Origin of the sequence: Ditibartonella apihabitans, assembly GCF_002007485.1 — a bacterium.
GTDB classification, from domain to species: Bacteria; Pseudomonadota; Alphaproteobacteria; order Rhizobiales; family Rhizobiaceae; genus Bartonella; species Bartonella apihabitans.
Genome location: NZ_CP015820.1, coordinates 729,017 through 742,532 on the forward strand (window position 1 = coordinate 729,017; position 13,516 = coordinate 742,532).

Annotated in this window: 13 protein-coding genes and 1 riboswitch; of the genes, 8 read left to right on the forward strand and 5 right to left on the reverse strand. The window is 44.3% G+C overall.

The features are described from left to right. The first annotated feature begins 74 nt into the window (after positions 1–74). The 3 genes from BBC0178_RS03230 to prmC all read left to right on the forward strand — a co-directional run bounded on the left by BBC0178_RS03230 (position 75) and on the right by prmC (position 2,621). Positions 75–494, forward strand: coding sequence for a Fur family transcriptional regulator (locus BBC0178_RS03230; RefSeq protein WP_078040332.1), 420 nt, complete (start codon positions 75–77; stop codon positions 492–494). Between the two features lie 193 nt (positions 495–687). Next, positions 688–1,767, forward strand: coding sequence for a peptide chain release factor 1 (prfA, locus tag BBC0178_RS03235; protein ID WP_078039187.1), 1,080 nt, complete (start codon positions 688–690; stop codon positions 1,765–1,767). Between the two features lie 2 nt (positions 1,768–1,769). After that, positions 1,770–2,621 (forward strand): peptide chain release factor N(5)-glutamine methyltransferase, encoded by an 852-nt coding sequence (gene prmC, locus BBC0178_RS03240; RefSeq protein ID WP_078039188.1) that lies wholly within the window; start codon positions 1,770–1,772, stop codon positions 2,619–2,621. Between the two features lie 55 nt (positions 2,622–2,676). On the opposite strand, the gene BBC0178_RS03245 is transcribed toward prmC, so the two are convergent. After that, a complete protein-coding gene (locus BBC0178_RS03245) occupies positions 2,677–3,891 on the reverse strand; it encodes an MFS transporter (protein WP_078039190.1) in 1,215 nt (404 codons plus the stop codon). 293 nt (positions 3,892–4,184) lie between these two features. Further along, a riboswitch (cobalamin riboswitch) is annotated at positions 4,185–4,367 on the forward strand. Between BBC0178_RS03245 and BBC0178_RS11810 the strand changes: the two genes are divergently transcribed. The 5 genes from BBC0178_RS11810 to nrdF all read left to right on the forward strand — a co-directional run bounded on the left by BBC0178_RS11810 (position 4,332) and on the right by nrdF (position 8,332). After that, positions 4,332–4,490 (forward strand): hypothetical protein, encoded by a 159-nt coding sequence (locus BBC0178_RS11810; protein WP_188317763.1) that lies wholly within the window; start codon positions 4,332–4,334, stop codon positions 4,488–4,490. (Overlaps the previous riboswitch by 36 nt.) Positions 4,491–4,597: 107 nt before the next feature. After that, entirely contained in the window at positions 4,598–4,819 is a 222-nt protein-coding gene (gene nrdH, locus BBC0178_RS03250) for a glutaredoxin-like protein NrdH (protein WP_078040333.1), read from the forward strand. 1 nt (position 4,820) lies between these two features. Further along, the gene (nrdI, locus tag BBC0178_RS03255; RefSeq protein WP_078039191.1) at positions 4,821–5,237 is read left to right on the forward strand and encodes a class Ib ribonucleoside-diphosphate reductase assembly flavoprotein NrdI; all 417 of its coding nucleotides are present in this window, start codon (positions 4,821–4,823) and stop codon (positions 5,235–5,237) included. Next, positions 5,201–7,351, forward strand: a complete 2,151-nt coding sequence (gene nrdE, locus BBC0178_RS03260) for a class 1b ribonucleoside-diphosphate reductase subunit alpha (RefSeq protein WP_078039192.1) — start codon at positions 5,201–5,203, stop codon at positions 7,349–7,351. The genes nrdI and nrdE overlap by 37 nt, the downstream gene beginning before the upstream one ends. A gap of 12 nt (positions 7,352–7,363) precedes the next feature. Then, positions 7,364–8,332, forward strand: a complete 969-nt coding sequence (gene nrdF, locus BBC0178_RS03265; RefSeq protein ID WP_078039193.1) for a class 1b ribonucleoside-diphosphate reductase subunit beta — start codon at positions 7,364–7,366, stop codon at positions 8,330–8,332. Between the two features lie 395 nt (positions 8,333–8,727). Here the strand turns inward: nrdF and BBC0178_RS03270 are convergent, their stop codons facing one another. From BBC0178_RS03270 to BBC0178_RS03285, 4 genes are all read right to left on the reverse strand, one after another. Further along, positions 8,728–9,642, reverse strand: a complete 915-nt coding sequence (locus BBC0178_RS03270; protein ID WP_078039194.1) for an NUDIX hydrolase — start codon at positions 9,640–9,642, stop codon at positions 8,728–8,730. A gap of 559 nt (positions 9,643–10,201) precedes the next feature. Beyond that, entirely contained in the window at positions 10,202–10,495 is a 294-nt protein-coding gene (locus tag BBC0178_RS03275) for a hypothetical protein (protein ID WP_078039195.1), read from the reverse strand. A gap of 296 nt (positions 10,496–10,791) precedes the next feature. Then, positions 10,792–12,267: a UdgX family uracil-DNA binding protein gene (locus BBC0178_RS03280; RefSeq protein ID WP_078039196.1), complete on the reverse strand. Its 1,476-nt coding sequence runs from the start codon at positions 12,265–12,267 to the stop codon at positions 10,792–10,794. Beyond that, entirely contained in the window at positions 12,264–13,499 is a 1,236-nt protein-coding gene (locus tag BBC0178_RS03285; RefSeq protein ID WP_078039197.1) for a putative DNA modification/repair radical SAM protein, read from the reverse strand. The genes BBC0178_RS03280 and BBC0178_RS03285 overlap by 4 nt, the downstream gene beginning before the upstream one ends. Positions 13,500–13,516 lie beyond the last annotated feature (17 nt).

Here is a 13,516-nt window from a genome sequence, read left to right on the forward strand (position 1 = left end):
TGTGGGGTATAATCTTGAATGTAAAATTCTACTTTTTCCTTGCACAAGATTGAATTATCGGTTCTAAAGATATGATGGAAGATAAACCCGATTATGAAAAAGAATTACGTAAAAGTGGCCTTAGAATAACAAGGCAACGGCGTATTATTCTTGATCTTCTCAATAATAATCTCGATCACCCCAATGCTTTCGAGCTTTTTAAACGTGCAAGTGAACAAGACCCGACAATTTCATTGTCGACTGTCTATCGTACGATGAAGGCTCTTGAGGAAGTTGGTGCAATTGAACGGCACGAGTTTGAAGGCGGTCCGTCACGCTTCGAACAGAAAAACCGCGAGCATCACGACCATCTCATTGATATTGATACCGGCGAGGTTATCGAATTCCGCTCCGACCTCATTGAAAAATTACAGGAAGAAATCGCCCATTCATTGGGTTATGACATTATCCACCATCGGTTCGAACTTTATGGTAAAAAACGCAAGTACAAATAACGACCCGCGCGGGTTTCGGTCCTAGCCATCAGACATAGGTAACGCAAAAAAGGCGCTTGTAATTTTTTTATCCATTTAACATAAGCACTTTTTAGATTGGCAAGCGGCTTGAGCTGCATTATCACACATTTGCCCGGTTCTGATCGGTGATCGGGGAAAACTGGTCCATATCAACATACAGGCTTTTAAAAATATGGTTGCATTACCGCAAGAGCGTATGAATCAGCTCGAAAAACATTTCGAGATGATCGAAAGCGAAATGGCAAATAATCCCGATGCCGAGACCTATGTGAAGCTCGCCTCGGAATATTCGGAATTGCAACATATTGTTGGTCTGATACGTGAACTCAATAAGGCTCATCACGAAGAGGACGATCTTGAGGCAATGTTGAAAGATCATTCGATCGATTCCGAAATGCATAGCCTTGCAGAAGAAGAATTACCCGAAATCAAAGCCAAAATTGCCAAACTGGAACATGATGTTCAAATCGAACTTCTGCCCAAAGATGCAGCCGATGAAAAAAGCGCCATTCTGGAAATACGTGCAGGTACCGGCGGGTCGGAAGCTGCCCTCTTTGCGGGTGATCTTTTTCGTATGTATGAACGTTATGCGAGTTTGCATGGCTGGAAAGTTGAAGTGGTTTCCGCAAGCGAAGGTGATGTTGGCGGATATAAGGAAATAATCGCTTCTGTCACGGGCAAGGGCGTGTTTTCGCGGCTGAAATTCGAGTCCGGTGTGCACCGTGTGCAACGTGTTCCGGAAACGGAAGCGGGCGGGCGCATTCATACGTCGGCAGCAACCGTCGCGGTTTTACCTGAAGCAGAAGAAATCGACGTTGAAATCAAGCCGGAAGACATAAGGATTGATACCATGCGGGCGTCAGGCGCCGGTGGCCAGCACGTCAATACAACCGATTCTGCCGTGCGTATCACCCACCTGCCGACCGGTATTATGGTCGTGCAGGCGGAAAAATCCCAACACCAAAACCGTGCGCGTGCCATGCAGATTTTGCGTGCCCGACTTTATGATATGGAACGTCAAAAGGCAGATACCGAACGCTCTGCTTCCCGTAAAAGTCAGGTTGGCTCCGGTGACCGCTCCGAGCGCATAAGAACCTATAACTTTCCGCAAGGTCGTGTGACAGACCACCGGATAAATCTTACGCTCTATAAGCTTGACAGGGTCATGGAAGGCGAACTTGACGAGCTGATTGATGCGCTGATTGCCGATCATCAAGCGACCTTGCTTGCGGAACTGGGCAATAGCGGCTGATTATGGCAAGTCTTTCCGATGTTTTGAAAAAAACAAGAAAACTGTTCCGCGACAAAAAACTGGAAAATGCCGATCTTGATGCACGTCTTCTGGTCGAGTTTGTCACATCAACGACCCGCACAGATGAAATTCTCAATCCCGATCTTCAAGTGAGTGATGAAGCCTTGCAACGGCTTGATAAGGCAATTTTTGAACGGCTGAATGGTAAACCGGTCTACCGCATTATCGGAAAACGGGAATTTTACGGGATAGAGTTTCAGCTTTCTGCTGATACGCTCGAACCAAGAGACGATACAGAAGCGCTTGTCGATTTGGCGTTACCTGAAATTCAAGCCATAATCGGGCAATGTGGCGAAGCCGGAATTGTCGATATGGGAACCGGAACCGGCGCCATAGCCATTGCTCTTCTGGCAAATGTTGACGGGCTCAAGGCCACGGCTGTCGACATCAGTGACAATGCCTTAGAAGCAGCTTCATTGAACGCAAAAAATGCAGGAGTAGCAGACCGTTTTACGCCTTTAAACAGTGACTGGTTTTTTAGTCTCTCAGGAAAGTTCGATATGATTATATCGAACCCGCCCTATATTCGGGAAAGTCAAATTTGTTCACTTGCAACCGAGGTGAAAAAATACGATCCCTTGAGGGCATTGTCGGGTGGGCAAGACGGGCTCCAATTTTATCGGAAGCTCGCAAAAGAAGGCCGACCATTTTTGAAACCGCATGGAATGATTGCGGTTGAAATTGGCAAAGGTCAGGAAAAAGACGTGATTGCTCTTTTTTCAGAGAGTGGTTTTGAATTAAAAAAGACGCGCAAAGACCTGAATGGTATTTTGCGCGCCTTGTTGTTTTCCTGAACCTGAAACTCACGCTTTTTGCATTGACTTGATCAGCTACTCAACAATGAATAATTCAGGCCAATTCACGACGCCGTAACAAATAGCAGAATCCGAACGCGATGATGACGAGCGTACCGGTAAATGCAATGACCATGTCCCAGCCGCCATGGAACCAGAACCAGCCGCCAAATGCACCGATGAAGCTTGATCCCATGTAGTAGAACAGAAGGTAAAGTGCTGTTGCATGTCCCTTTGCTCCGACGGCAATGCGGCCAACCCAACTGCTTGCCACCGCATGGGCGGAGAAAAAGCCTATGGTTACACAAATTATGCCGACAATAAACCAAAACAGACTATTGGTCAGTGTCAAAACCAGCCCTAAAGCCAGAATCGCAACAGAAATGAACAATAGAGAACTACGGTGATATTTGTTGGTCAAATTTCCGGCAATCGGTGAAACGATAATACCTGAAACGTAACTCAAGAAGATGAAGCCGACCTCAGTCGGGCTAAGGAAGAACGGCGCTCCGCTCATGCGAAAGCCTGTATAGTTCAAAATCGCAACGAAATCACCGAACACCAAAGCGATGAAGAGATAAATATAAAGCAACCGTATCGAACCGATATGTCCTACCCATGCTCTGATATGATGATGGATATTGATGCCGTGTACGGCAACAAAGTTCTTTGATGGTGGCAACAGGAAATAGAAAGCGATGGCTGCAATGAGGTCAATAATGCCGATAATAGCCAATGCCCACTGCCAGTTGAACCATTCGATGAGGCTGCCCATACCAACCCGGCCCATCATGCCGCCAAATGCCGTACCCCCGACATAAAGTCCCATAATTTTTCCGAACCCTCGTGGAGCAATTTCTTCGGCAAGATAGGCCATAGCAACGGCTGGCACACCGCCTAGGAGAATGCCTTCCAGTGCGCGTGCGACAAGCAGCCAATGCCAGCTTGTTGCAAGCGCTGCGACGATGTTCAGAATAGAAGCACCGATCATTGATGCGGTCATTAAACCGCGGCGGCCGAGCGCTTCGGAAAAGGCGCTTGAAAGGAGAATTGAAAAGGCCAGAAAGCCGGTTGATATAGAAAGCGCCAACGAACTGTTCGCTGGCGTTATGTGATAATGGTTTGCGAAAGATGGTAGTAGTGGCTGAACGCAATAAAGAAGAGAAAAAGTTGCAAAGCCGGCAAAAAACATTGCCACACTTATGCGTCTATATAAAGTCGTTCCGCTTTGTACACCAGGTTCAGCCTTTGTGGCTGTTGAGGTAGTCATTTTATACTCCGAGTATCTACCTCCCCCCGATTAAATGTCCGCTATTTCGGCGGGTGGCTCTAGTGTAATTTCATAAAAATCTAAATTCAATTTATATAATTGGACCGTCAACAAAAAGTGACTTTTTGAAACGGAAATTTGCCTCATCCTTTTTTCGGAACAGGTTCAAAAATTGTACATAATCCGATTTGCTTTTTTAAAACATATTGACGAAACTCTTGTGAGTGATACTACATCTAGTGTTTGAGGTTCTCTTTGATTCGAAATTTGGGATTCGAAATTTGGGATTCGAAATCGCGGATTTAAAATCGGGTGAAAGAGCTAAGAGGGAATTCGGTAATTCATCAAAAAGCCGAAGCTGCCCCCGCAACTGTAAATGGTAAGTCAGAACCTTATGCCACTGGGGTTACCCCGGGAAGGTGGTTTTGGCGCTTCAAGCCATGAGCCAGGAGACCTGCCTTGAATTGAATGTCAACAGACGGGGTGTTCTGGTTATGGCCTTTCCGGACGAGTTTTGTACGGATGTGGGCTTTGCCATATCCCCCACATTGCTTCGGGAAGGAAGTTTTATGTCCAAGATTCTCTATTATTTTTTCTGACCGGATAAAGTTCGCCTTATCGACGCAACTTTTAAAAAACGTCTCTTATGCTGCTTTCTCAAGCAAGAAAGCAGGCGGGATTTTGCAACCAGAAATCAGGAAAAATCATGACAATTACAATTTACAGCAGACCATTTTGCGTACAATGCAAAGCAACGTACAAAGCATTGGATAATAAACATATTTCCTATGATATTGTGGATATTTCCAAAGATGCGGAAGCCTTATCTTATATCGAAAGTTTGGGATATAAAATGTTGCCGGTGGTCATTGCCGGAAACAATCACTGGGCCGGTTTCCAACCTGATAAAATAAACGGGCTCGAATGATATGGCACTCCTTGTTTATTATTCGAGCGCGACGGGCAATACCGATTATTTTGTGCAACAAATCGGTGAACCGTCTTTAAGACTTTTCAAAAAAACAGCAATTCCCAAAGTGTTTGAACCTTATGTTCTGGTGGTACCGACTTACGCCGGTGCCAAAGGCGATGGAGCAGTGCCCAAAACCGTCATCAATTTTCTCAATGATGAAGAGAACCGGCAATTTCTTAAAGGCGTTATTGCCGGTGGCAATCGTAATTTCGGCTGGGCTTATGCACTTGCCGGAAAAGTCATCTCTCAAAAGTGTCGTGTGCCCTGGCTTTATAGTTTCGAGCTCAGGGGGACAACAGAAGACGTGAACCTTGTCAGACAAGGATTAGGAAAATTATGGAAACAGATAGCCCAGAAAAAACAGACACTTTAGATAGTGACAAAAATTATCATTCATTAAATGCAATGCTCAATCTTTTTGACGATAATGGGCTTATCCAGTTCGATAAAGATCGTGAAGCCGTGCGGCAATATTTTTTGCAGCATGTCAATCAGAATACGGTATTTTTTCATGATCTTGAAGAGAAGATCGATTACCTCGTGCGTGAAGGATATTACGAGAAAACCGTTTTTGATTGTTATGATTTTGCTTTTATCAAAAAAGCTTTCAAACGTGCTTATGCGTTCAAATTCCGCTTTCCCACATTTTTGGGTGCCTTCAAATATTATACGAGTTACACGCTGAAGACTTTCGACGGGAAAAGATATCTCGAACGTTACGAAGATCGTGTCGTTATGGTGGCATTGACACTTGCTGCAGGCGACAAAAAATTTTGCGAAAGGCTTGTCGATGAAATGATGACAGGCCGCTTTCAACCGGCAACGCCGACATTTCTCAATGCTGGTAAAAAACAACGTGGAGAACTTGTTTCCTGTTTTCTTCTGCGGGTTGAAGACAATATGGAGTCGATCGGTCGCGCAATCAATTCTTCTTTGCAATTGTCCAAGCGCGGTGGTGGGGTCGCTTTGTGCCTTACAAATATCAGGGAACAAGGCGCACCGATCAAGAAAATACAAAACCAGTCGTCCGGAATTGTGCCGGTTATGAAACTTCTTGAAGACGCGTTTTCTTACGCCAATCAATTGGGTGCAAGACAGGGGGCAGGGGCGGTTTATTTAAGTGCCCATCACCCCGATATTATGCGCTTTCTGGATACCAAGCGGGAAAATGCCGACGAAAAAATCCGCATCAAAACACTTTCCCTTGGGGTGGTCATCCCCGATATTACTTTCGAGCTTGCACGCAATAACGAGGATATGTACCTTTTCTCACCCTATGATGTAGAGAAAGTCACGGGTAAAGCCTTATCCGACATATCTTTGAGCGAAAATTATCGCAAATTCGTTGACGATCCGCGCATAACCAAGAAAAAAATCAATGCTCGTGATTTTTTCCAAACTCTGGCCGAAATCCAGTTTGAATCGGGTTATCCCTATATCGTGTTCGAAGATGCGGTCAATCGCGCCAACCCCATTGCCGGACGCATCAATATGAGCAATCTTTGCTCTGAAATTCTTCAGGTCAATGAGCCGAGCACATTGAATGCCGATTTGAGCTATCGTCACATCGGTAACGATATTTCGTGCAATCTCGGCTCGCTCAATGTCGCTAAAGCCTTCCAGTCCAACGATTTCGGCAAAACAGTTGAAACAGCGGTCCGGGCTTTAACAGCGGTTTCCGAAATGAGCGATATTGTTTGTGTGCCATCCATTGAAAAGGGCAATCGCGAGGCGCATGCTATCGGCCTCGGTCAAATGAATTTGCATGGCTTTCTTGCCAAAGAGCACATTTATTATGGCTCTCCGGAAGCACTCGATTTCACCAATCTCTATTTTTATACAATTGCCTTTCATGCGTTGAGAAGCTCGAACCTTATTGCCAAAGAAAAGGGTAAAACATTTCAAGGCTTTGAACAATCAGCCTATGCTGATGGGCGTGCGTTTAAAAAATATCTCACTCAAAAGTTCGAGCCGGAAACACAACGCATCAAACAGCTTTTTGCTGATAGGCATTTCACGATCCCTACTGTGAAAGACTGGCAGGAGCTTGAGCAATCGGTGAAAAAATGGGGGCTTTATAATCGTTATTTACAGGCGGTTCCGCCCACCGGCTCGATTTCCTATATCAATAATGCCACAGCATCCATTCACCCGATTGTTGCAAAAATAGAAATACGCAAAGAAGGAAAAATTGGTCGGGTCTATTATCCGGCACCTTATATGACCAATGATAATCTTGAATATTATCAGGACGCTTATGAAATAGGTCCGGAAAAAATCATTGATACTTATGCCGCAGCCGGACAACATGTCGATCAGGGCTTGTCATTAACGCTGTTCTTTCCGGATACCGCCACGACGCGCGACATTAATAAAGCGCAAATTTACGCGTGGAAGAAAAAACTCAAAACCATCTATTATGTGCGGCTACGCCAAAAGGCCTTGAGCGGAACCGAAGTCGAAACCTGTGTTTCCTGTAGCCTTTAAGGATAATTTCCGATGCTAACAAACCATTTAAAAACCATTCCGGCGATCAACTGGAATAAAATTGAAGATGAAAAAGACCTTGAAGTCTGGAACAGATTGACAGGAAATTTCTGGCTTCCTGAAAAAGTACCGCTTTCCAATGATGTCTCGTCATGGGCGAGTTTGACACCGGCAGAACAGCAATTGACCATTCGCGTCTTTACCGGACTTACTCTTCTTGACACAATGCAGAATTTTGTAGGCGCCATTTCGCTTTTGCCGGATGCAATTACGCCGCACGAGGAAGCGGTGCTTACCAATATTGCTTTTATGGAAGCAGTTCACGCCCGCTCCTATTCGTCGATATTTTCGACCCTTTGTCTCACAAAAGATGTTGACGAAGCCTATCGTTGGTCTGAAGAGAATGCTTTTCTTCAGAAAAAAGCGACGCTCGTTCTTGATTATTATAATGGCAGTGACGCTTTGAAACGAAAAATTGCCTCGGTTTTTCTGGAAAGTTTTTTGTTCTATTCCGGCTTTTATTTACCGATGTATTGGTCAAGTCGGGCAAAACTCACCAATACCGCCGATCTTATCAGGCTCATCATTCGTGATGAGGCGGTGCACGGCTACTATATCGGTTACAAGTTTCAAATCGGCTTCAACAAGCTTTCTCATAGCGAGCAGAATGAAATCAAGGATTTTACCTATGGGCTTTTGATGGATCTTTACGATATTGAAACAAAATACACCGAACAACTTTATGACGGGGTGGGGTTAACCGAAGAAGTGAAAGTGTTTTTGCATTATAATGCCAATAAGGCACTAATGAATCTGGGATTCGAGCCTCTGTTTCCTCCCGATATTTGCAAAGTTAATCCTGCTATTCTTTCAGCTCTTTCACCGAATGCAGACGAAAACCATGATTTTTTTTCAGGCTCCGGTTCGTCCTATGTGATCGGTAAAGCCGTTGCCACGGAAGATTCGGACTGGGATTTTTGAATTGATTGTTAATACATTTTTAAATCGACGGTTAAAACGAAAGAAGAGGGGGAAGGCTCCCCTTTTTTTGTCATAAGGTGAGGGGGTAAAAAACGCAAACCATTTTAATTCAAGCTTCGTTGAAAGGCACGAGGTTTCTCGGTAATGGAAGACTATTCGCCAGAAAAACAGGTGAAAAAAAATGAACCCCGCGTCATCTTCAACGAGTTTTTGCTCATGAAACGTCAGATGTACTTCAACAATTCATGAACAGATAGGCGTTTGTTAAACGCAAGGACCATCCGCGATAAGATGACACTAAAGCCATTAACTTCCGCCGGTCATGTTTAAAGGATACCCATCTGAGCTTGTTCAAAATCAAAACGGGATAGTTATCGGTCGGGATAATGGTGAGTTTAATTCCCGGAGCGGGCAATCGGAAACCGCGAGAGGTTGACCACACAGGATTCAATAATTTCCTGACGATAACGATAGAGTTTAGCCGGCCTACCACCTGTTTGCGTTTCGCGTTCGCCTACTTCTTCGATAATTCCCTGTTGTTCGGTCAAACGACGAAAATTCGGTTTATGAAGGCGCCTTCCTATAATCGCTTCTACCGTTTTTTGTAGCTGTAATAATGTGAACTTTTCCGGCAACAGTTCAAAGATCACAGCTCTATATTTTATTTTCCTTCGGAGCCGTCCAATAGCGGTTGCTAAAATTCGACGGTCATCGGCAAACATTGGCGTTCCCGCAAAAAGATTGCCTCCAGCTTCGGCAATGAGACCCGCTTCATATAGAATTTCATATCTTTGGAGAATGAAATCTTCGTGCCACGAAAAGCCGTTACATCCGAAAAGAAAAGAAATTCTGCGTTTCTTGAAGTCACAATGGACTTTATCTTTTTCGGCCCAAACATTGAGCGCTTTTATAATTTCGTCGACACATGGATGTTTTCCACTTCGGCAATCGTCCCATGGAAAATGCTCGTACCAATCATGCCATTCGGCATTTGGAGAAAACTCGTCTTGCTCACGCACCAAGCCCAGATAGCTGACGGATATTGTTCGCGTACTGTTCTCGGCAGAGATAGGCAAACGATTGGAAAATGTGTAAAGTTGTTCGAGAAATCCGACGGGATGACCGGTTTTTGTATTTATCCAGTCACGTAAAGAAGACTCCAGGCTTTGTTGCCCGAATTCCAACGGTCCGGATGGAAGTTTTTGTTCTGGTCCTACAGTAATAACTTTTGGTTGACCGTTCGTAACTGCGGTAATAACGGCAATAAGTTCGATTTTTGAAAGCGCTGATGGGGTAGTCAAGATCGTCATTTTCGATTTTTATCTATAGTTTATTGAATGCGAAAATATAAATCGGTTTTCATATCCGAACTAATATTTCGTTTGGATGAAATCCCTCGGGGATACCAAGGGAAAGAGTTGATCTTCATGCCCATATAGCGCAGCAATCCGATCAGCCAAGTCTAAATTCGAGAAAAAATTCAATTGAATTATAAATAAAAAATACTAATTCATACCCGTTCAAAAAAATAAAAAAGTCTTTTTAATAATTCTTATATTCGGTTAAAAATACTCCTAATTTGCTTTATCTGTTTCGGTGTTGTTGATACAATTATTAGTTAGTCGGTTAATGAAAAATCCGATTAAAAACATAAACGAAAATTTAATATTAGCAACCGGTAAGTAGAAAAATATTGTATTGCCATTCCGGAAAGCACAGTTTTTAAATGGAAATGGTCGATAAAATAGTTGGTGAGTGGCCCTGTAGCGATAACAGTGGCTTTAGAATACAGAAACAGGAAAACTTGTGGGAGAACACAAAAAACCGGCTCAAAAGCCGGTTTTCGTTAAACATAACTTCGCGATGCTTTTAATGGTGATTTACCGGTGATCCATCGCCGAAATGGGCTTCGTTGATAGATCCACCATGCGTTGCTTCACCGGATTTTTGCGCGTGACCGATGACATAGCTATCTTCGACCGAACCATCGCCAAATCCATTTGCACGTGTATAAGCACGTGAATTGCCGGTATAACCTTTGTTCATGCCGGATTGGGCAGTAGAACCGATGACATAGGTGTTGACCGGTGAACCATCGTCAAAAGCATAACCACCGGCATAGGCGCTGCTTACACCACATAAACTTGCAAGCGCAATAAACATTAATTTTTCATTTCATTCACCGTTTTTATGAGCCCTTAGCTTTGGCTAACGGCTTTAATTGCAATTGGATCAATCTGGATATATTTTCCAAACTCTCTAACGCTTATATCTTCATCACGGCAATCAATCTCAAATCACTTTAAAATGTATCAATCACGGAAAAGTGATAATGTAAAATATAGCAAAAACAATAAGTTAACATTTGTTAATTCCCGTCCAATAGAGGTTTATCAAGTCGGGATCACGATTTTAGTGAAGTGGCTTCAAGAAGGGCTAGATGGCGTTTTTCTGGCCTATCAAAAGTTGATTTTTGCCTTCGCAAGTTGCAAGCTTTGTTCGAACCTTGTAGTTTCTTGTTTCTTCAATTCTTCCGATTTGATCCGGAGAAGATATGACGGGTGAAAAGTGACAAGCACCGGAATTTTTTCTTCTGTCTCGATTATTTTACCCACCAAACCGCTTAACGGCTCGTTCAAATCTGTGAGTGAGAACAGGGCGGTTTTCCCCATGGCAACGATAAGCTTCGGTTTGACGATGTCGATTTCTTTCAAAAGCCACCAGCGACAATGCTCGACCTCGCTCCTGTCTGCTCTTTTATGAAGGCGCTTGTGACCTTTGAGTTCATATTTGAAATGTTTGACAGCGTTGGTGATGTAAACCTCATCCCGTTTTAGTCCTACCCTATGGGCAGCTTTGTCAAACACTTGCCCTGCAGGACCGATAAATGGCCGACCAACGAGATCTTCACGATCGCCCGGTTGTTCTCCGACAATCATTAGAGAAGCATTTTCAGGCCCTTCGCCACAGACAGCCTGCGTTGATGAACAATGCAATGGGCAACTTTTGCATGATTTGATACCTTTATTGAGATCATCCAAAGTTTTAAGCGTTGCCCGCGACTTCAAACTCGTTCGAATGACATTCTCGGCATTTCTTTCCGTTAAACGGGAATGAAAGAGCGGAGGTGGCAGAACCGGTTGTTTTTCCATTGTTTCAATGCGCGTTTCCGCATTATCAACGAGACTATCGATGATTTCCGCTTCCGGAAGGTTGCTCCAGTATTTTTTCGGCATATGACTTTGCATGGTTTTGACTTTCAGTCTTGCCGGATTGAAAATGCTGGAAAAGTAGGTTTTCCAGAGTTCTTCGGTTTCATCTTTATTTTGTGGCTTTTTAAATATCGGTTCGCCAAAAAACAGTCTTTTGTTAAAATAGAATGCACTGCCTTTCGGCGTGAGAATTTGCCAATCCATGTCGCTGAAACGCCGACAGAAAAACGGTATCGCTTCCGCAATAATGAAATGTTGAGGTTCATACCAGGCGGTAAAACAACGCCTGAATGTGTCGTCGCCAAGGCTGGCAATTTCCTTGAAACGTAAAAATGCATGCATATGGTGGATGTCATGGCAAACAGCTTTTTGCCGTGATAGGGCTGTGGCGGTGTCAATGTCGTAAATTTTTTCAAGAACCGTTTTATCGTGCTGCAAGCGATAAAGAAGGCGGTATAAAAGGGCCGACGAATCTTCGCTTTCGTGGCAGATGACATTTTTCGCAAGATTGATGAACTGCTTTGGCACCAGAAATTCTTGGCTTCGTTGTGAAGGCTGATATTTTTCTGAAGGCGGAGAGGCGGGCTCGCTGTCAAATAATGTCGGGGCCGAATGGTAATGCCAAAAAACATCTTCCGGACGCATTTCTTCCTGCAATAGCAAACGCGCTATCGTTCGCCACTCTTCAAAATCTCCCTGCTTTTTCAAAACAATCGTTTTCATGATGAAAAAAGATCAAGTTGAGTGGGGCGCGCACGAAAACGCTCGGCAAGGTGTGAACTGTCGAGAAGGTTTTTAGGCGTCCAGCGTTCGGCAGTCACAAACGGCTTTATTTTTTGAAGGCTGATATGAAAGGTTTTCAAATCTGAAAAATCGAGCCGCTTGAACCGGCGTGCTACCAATATCCGTTTAACATTGCGCACACCAAGGCCGGGAACACGTAACAACATTTCCTTGTCGGCTTTATTGATGTCAACCGGAAAGAGATGCCGGTTTTGTAATGCCCAGGCGAGTTTCGGGTCAAATTCAAGATCAAGCATGCCACCATTTGTTTTCGCGGTCAGCTCTTCCATTGCAAAGCCGTAAAACCGATAAAGCCAATCGGCTTGATAAAGCCGGTGTTCCCTTAAAAGCGGCGGGCGCTTGACGGGAAGCAGGTTTGAAGCATCCGGAATCGGACTGAATGCCGAATAATAAACGCGTTTCAGCCGATAACCCGAATAAAGCTCGGCGCTTGATTGCAGTATTGTCGCATCATTGGCATCGTCGGCACCGATGATCATTTGGGTAGATTGCCCTGCGGGCGCGAAACGTTGCGTTTTTTTCGTCTGTAATGTCGCGTCTTTGGAGGCTTCTATATCAATCCGAACATTCGCCATAGCCTGCTTGATTGTCAGGATCTTTTTTTGCGGAGCAAAGCGGTTAATGCTTTTTTCTGTTGGCAGTTCGACATTGATCGACAAGCGATCTGCGTAACGTCCGGCTTCTTTGATCAGCGCGTCCGAAGCATCCGGAATGGTTTTTAAATGGATATAGCCGCCGAAATGGTGGATGGTTCGCAAATCGCGGGCAACTTTAACCAATTCCTCCATTGTGTGGTCCGGAGAACGGATAATGCCGGACGAAAGAAACAAGCCTTCTATGTAATTTCTGCGGTAAAATTCGAGCGTCAAAAACACCACTTCATCGGTACTAAAACGCGCCCGCTCGACATTGCTTGAAGAGCGGTTGACACAATAGGCACAATCAAAGATACAAAAATTGGTGAGTAGAATTTTTAACAGCGAAACGCAGCGCCCGTCAGGCGTGAAGGAATGGCAAATTCCCATATTCGCCGTTGACCCCAAGCCGCTTTTTGTTGGCGACTGACGCGTTGAACCGCTTGATGCACAGGAGGCATCATATTTGGCAGCATCTGCCAGAATTGCCAATTTTTGTTTGAGCGTTTTGACCATTTTTGTTCACTATTTGT

Excerpts from the sequence above, each read along its gene's own strand:
- nrdE (WP_078039192.1), top strand. The coding sequence starts at position 5,201 with ATGGAAACAGATAGCCCAGAAAAAACAGACACTTTAGATAGTGACAAA.
- nrdF (WP_078039193.1), top strand. The coding sequence starts at position 7,364 with ATGCTAACAAACCATTTAAAAACCATTCCGGCGATCAACTGGAATAAA.
- nrdI (WP_078039191.1), top strand. The coding sequence starts at position 4,821 with ATGGCACTCCTTGTTTATTATTCGAGCGCGACGGGCAATACCGATTAT.
- BBC0178_RS03285 (WP_078039197.1), bottom strand. The coding sequence starts at position 13,499 with ATGGTCAAAACGCTCAAACAAAAATTGGCAATTCTGGCAGATGCTGCC.
- BBC0178_RS03230 (WP_078040332.1), top strand. The coding sequence starts at position 75 with ATGGAAGATAAACCCGATTATGAAAAAGAATTACGTAAAAGTGGCCTT.
- BBC0178_RS03280 (WP_078039196.1), bottom strand. The coding sequence starts at position 12,267 with ATGAAAACGATTGTTTTGAAAAAGCAGGGAGATTTTGAAGAGTGGCGA.
- prfA (WP_078039187.1), top strand. The coding sequence starts at position 688 with ATGGTTGCATTACCGCAAGAGCGTATGAATCAGCTCGAAAAACATTTC.
- BBC0178_RS03275 (WP_078039195.1), bottom strand. The coding sequence starts at position 10,495 with ATGTTTATTGCGCTTGCAAGTTTATGTGGTGTAAGCAGCGCCTATGCC.
- BBC0178_RS03270 (WP_078039194.1), bottom strand. The coding sequence starts at position 9,642 with ATGACGATCTTGACTACCCCATCAGCGCTTTCAAAAATCGAACTTATT.
- nrdH (WP_078040333.1), top strand. The coding sequence starts at position 4,598 with ATGACAATTACAATTTACAGCAGACCATTTTGCGTACAATGCAAAGCA.
- prmC (WP_078039188.1), top strand. The coding sequence starts at position 1,770 with ATGGCAAGTCTTTCCGATGTTTTGAAAAAAACAAGAAAACTGTTCCGC.
- BBC0178_RS11810 (WP_188317763.1), top strand. The coding sequence starts at position 4,332 with ATGAGCCAGGAGACCTGCCTTGAATTGAATGTCAACAGACGGGGTGTT.
- BBC0178_RS03245 (WP_078039190.1), bottom strand. The coding sequence starts at position 3,891 with ATGACTACCTCAACAGCCACAAAGGCTGAACCTGGTGTACAAAGCGGA.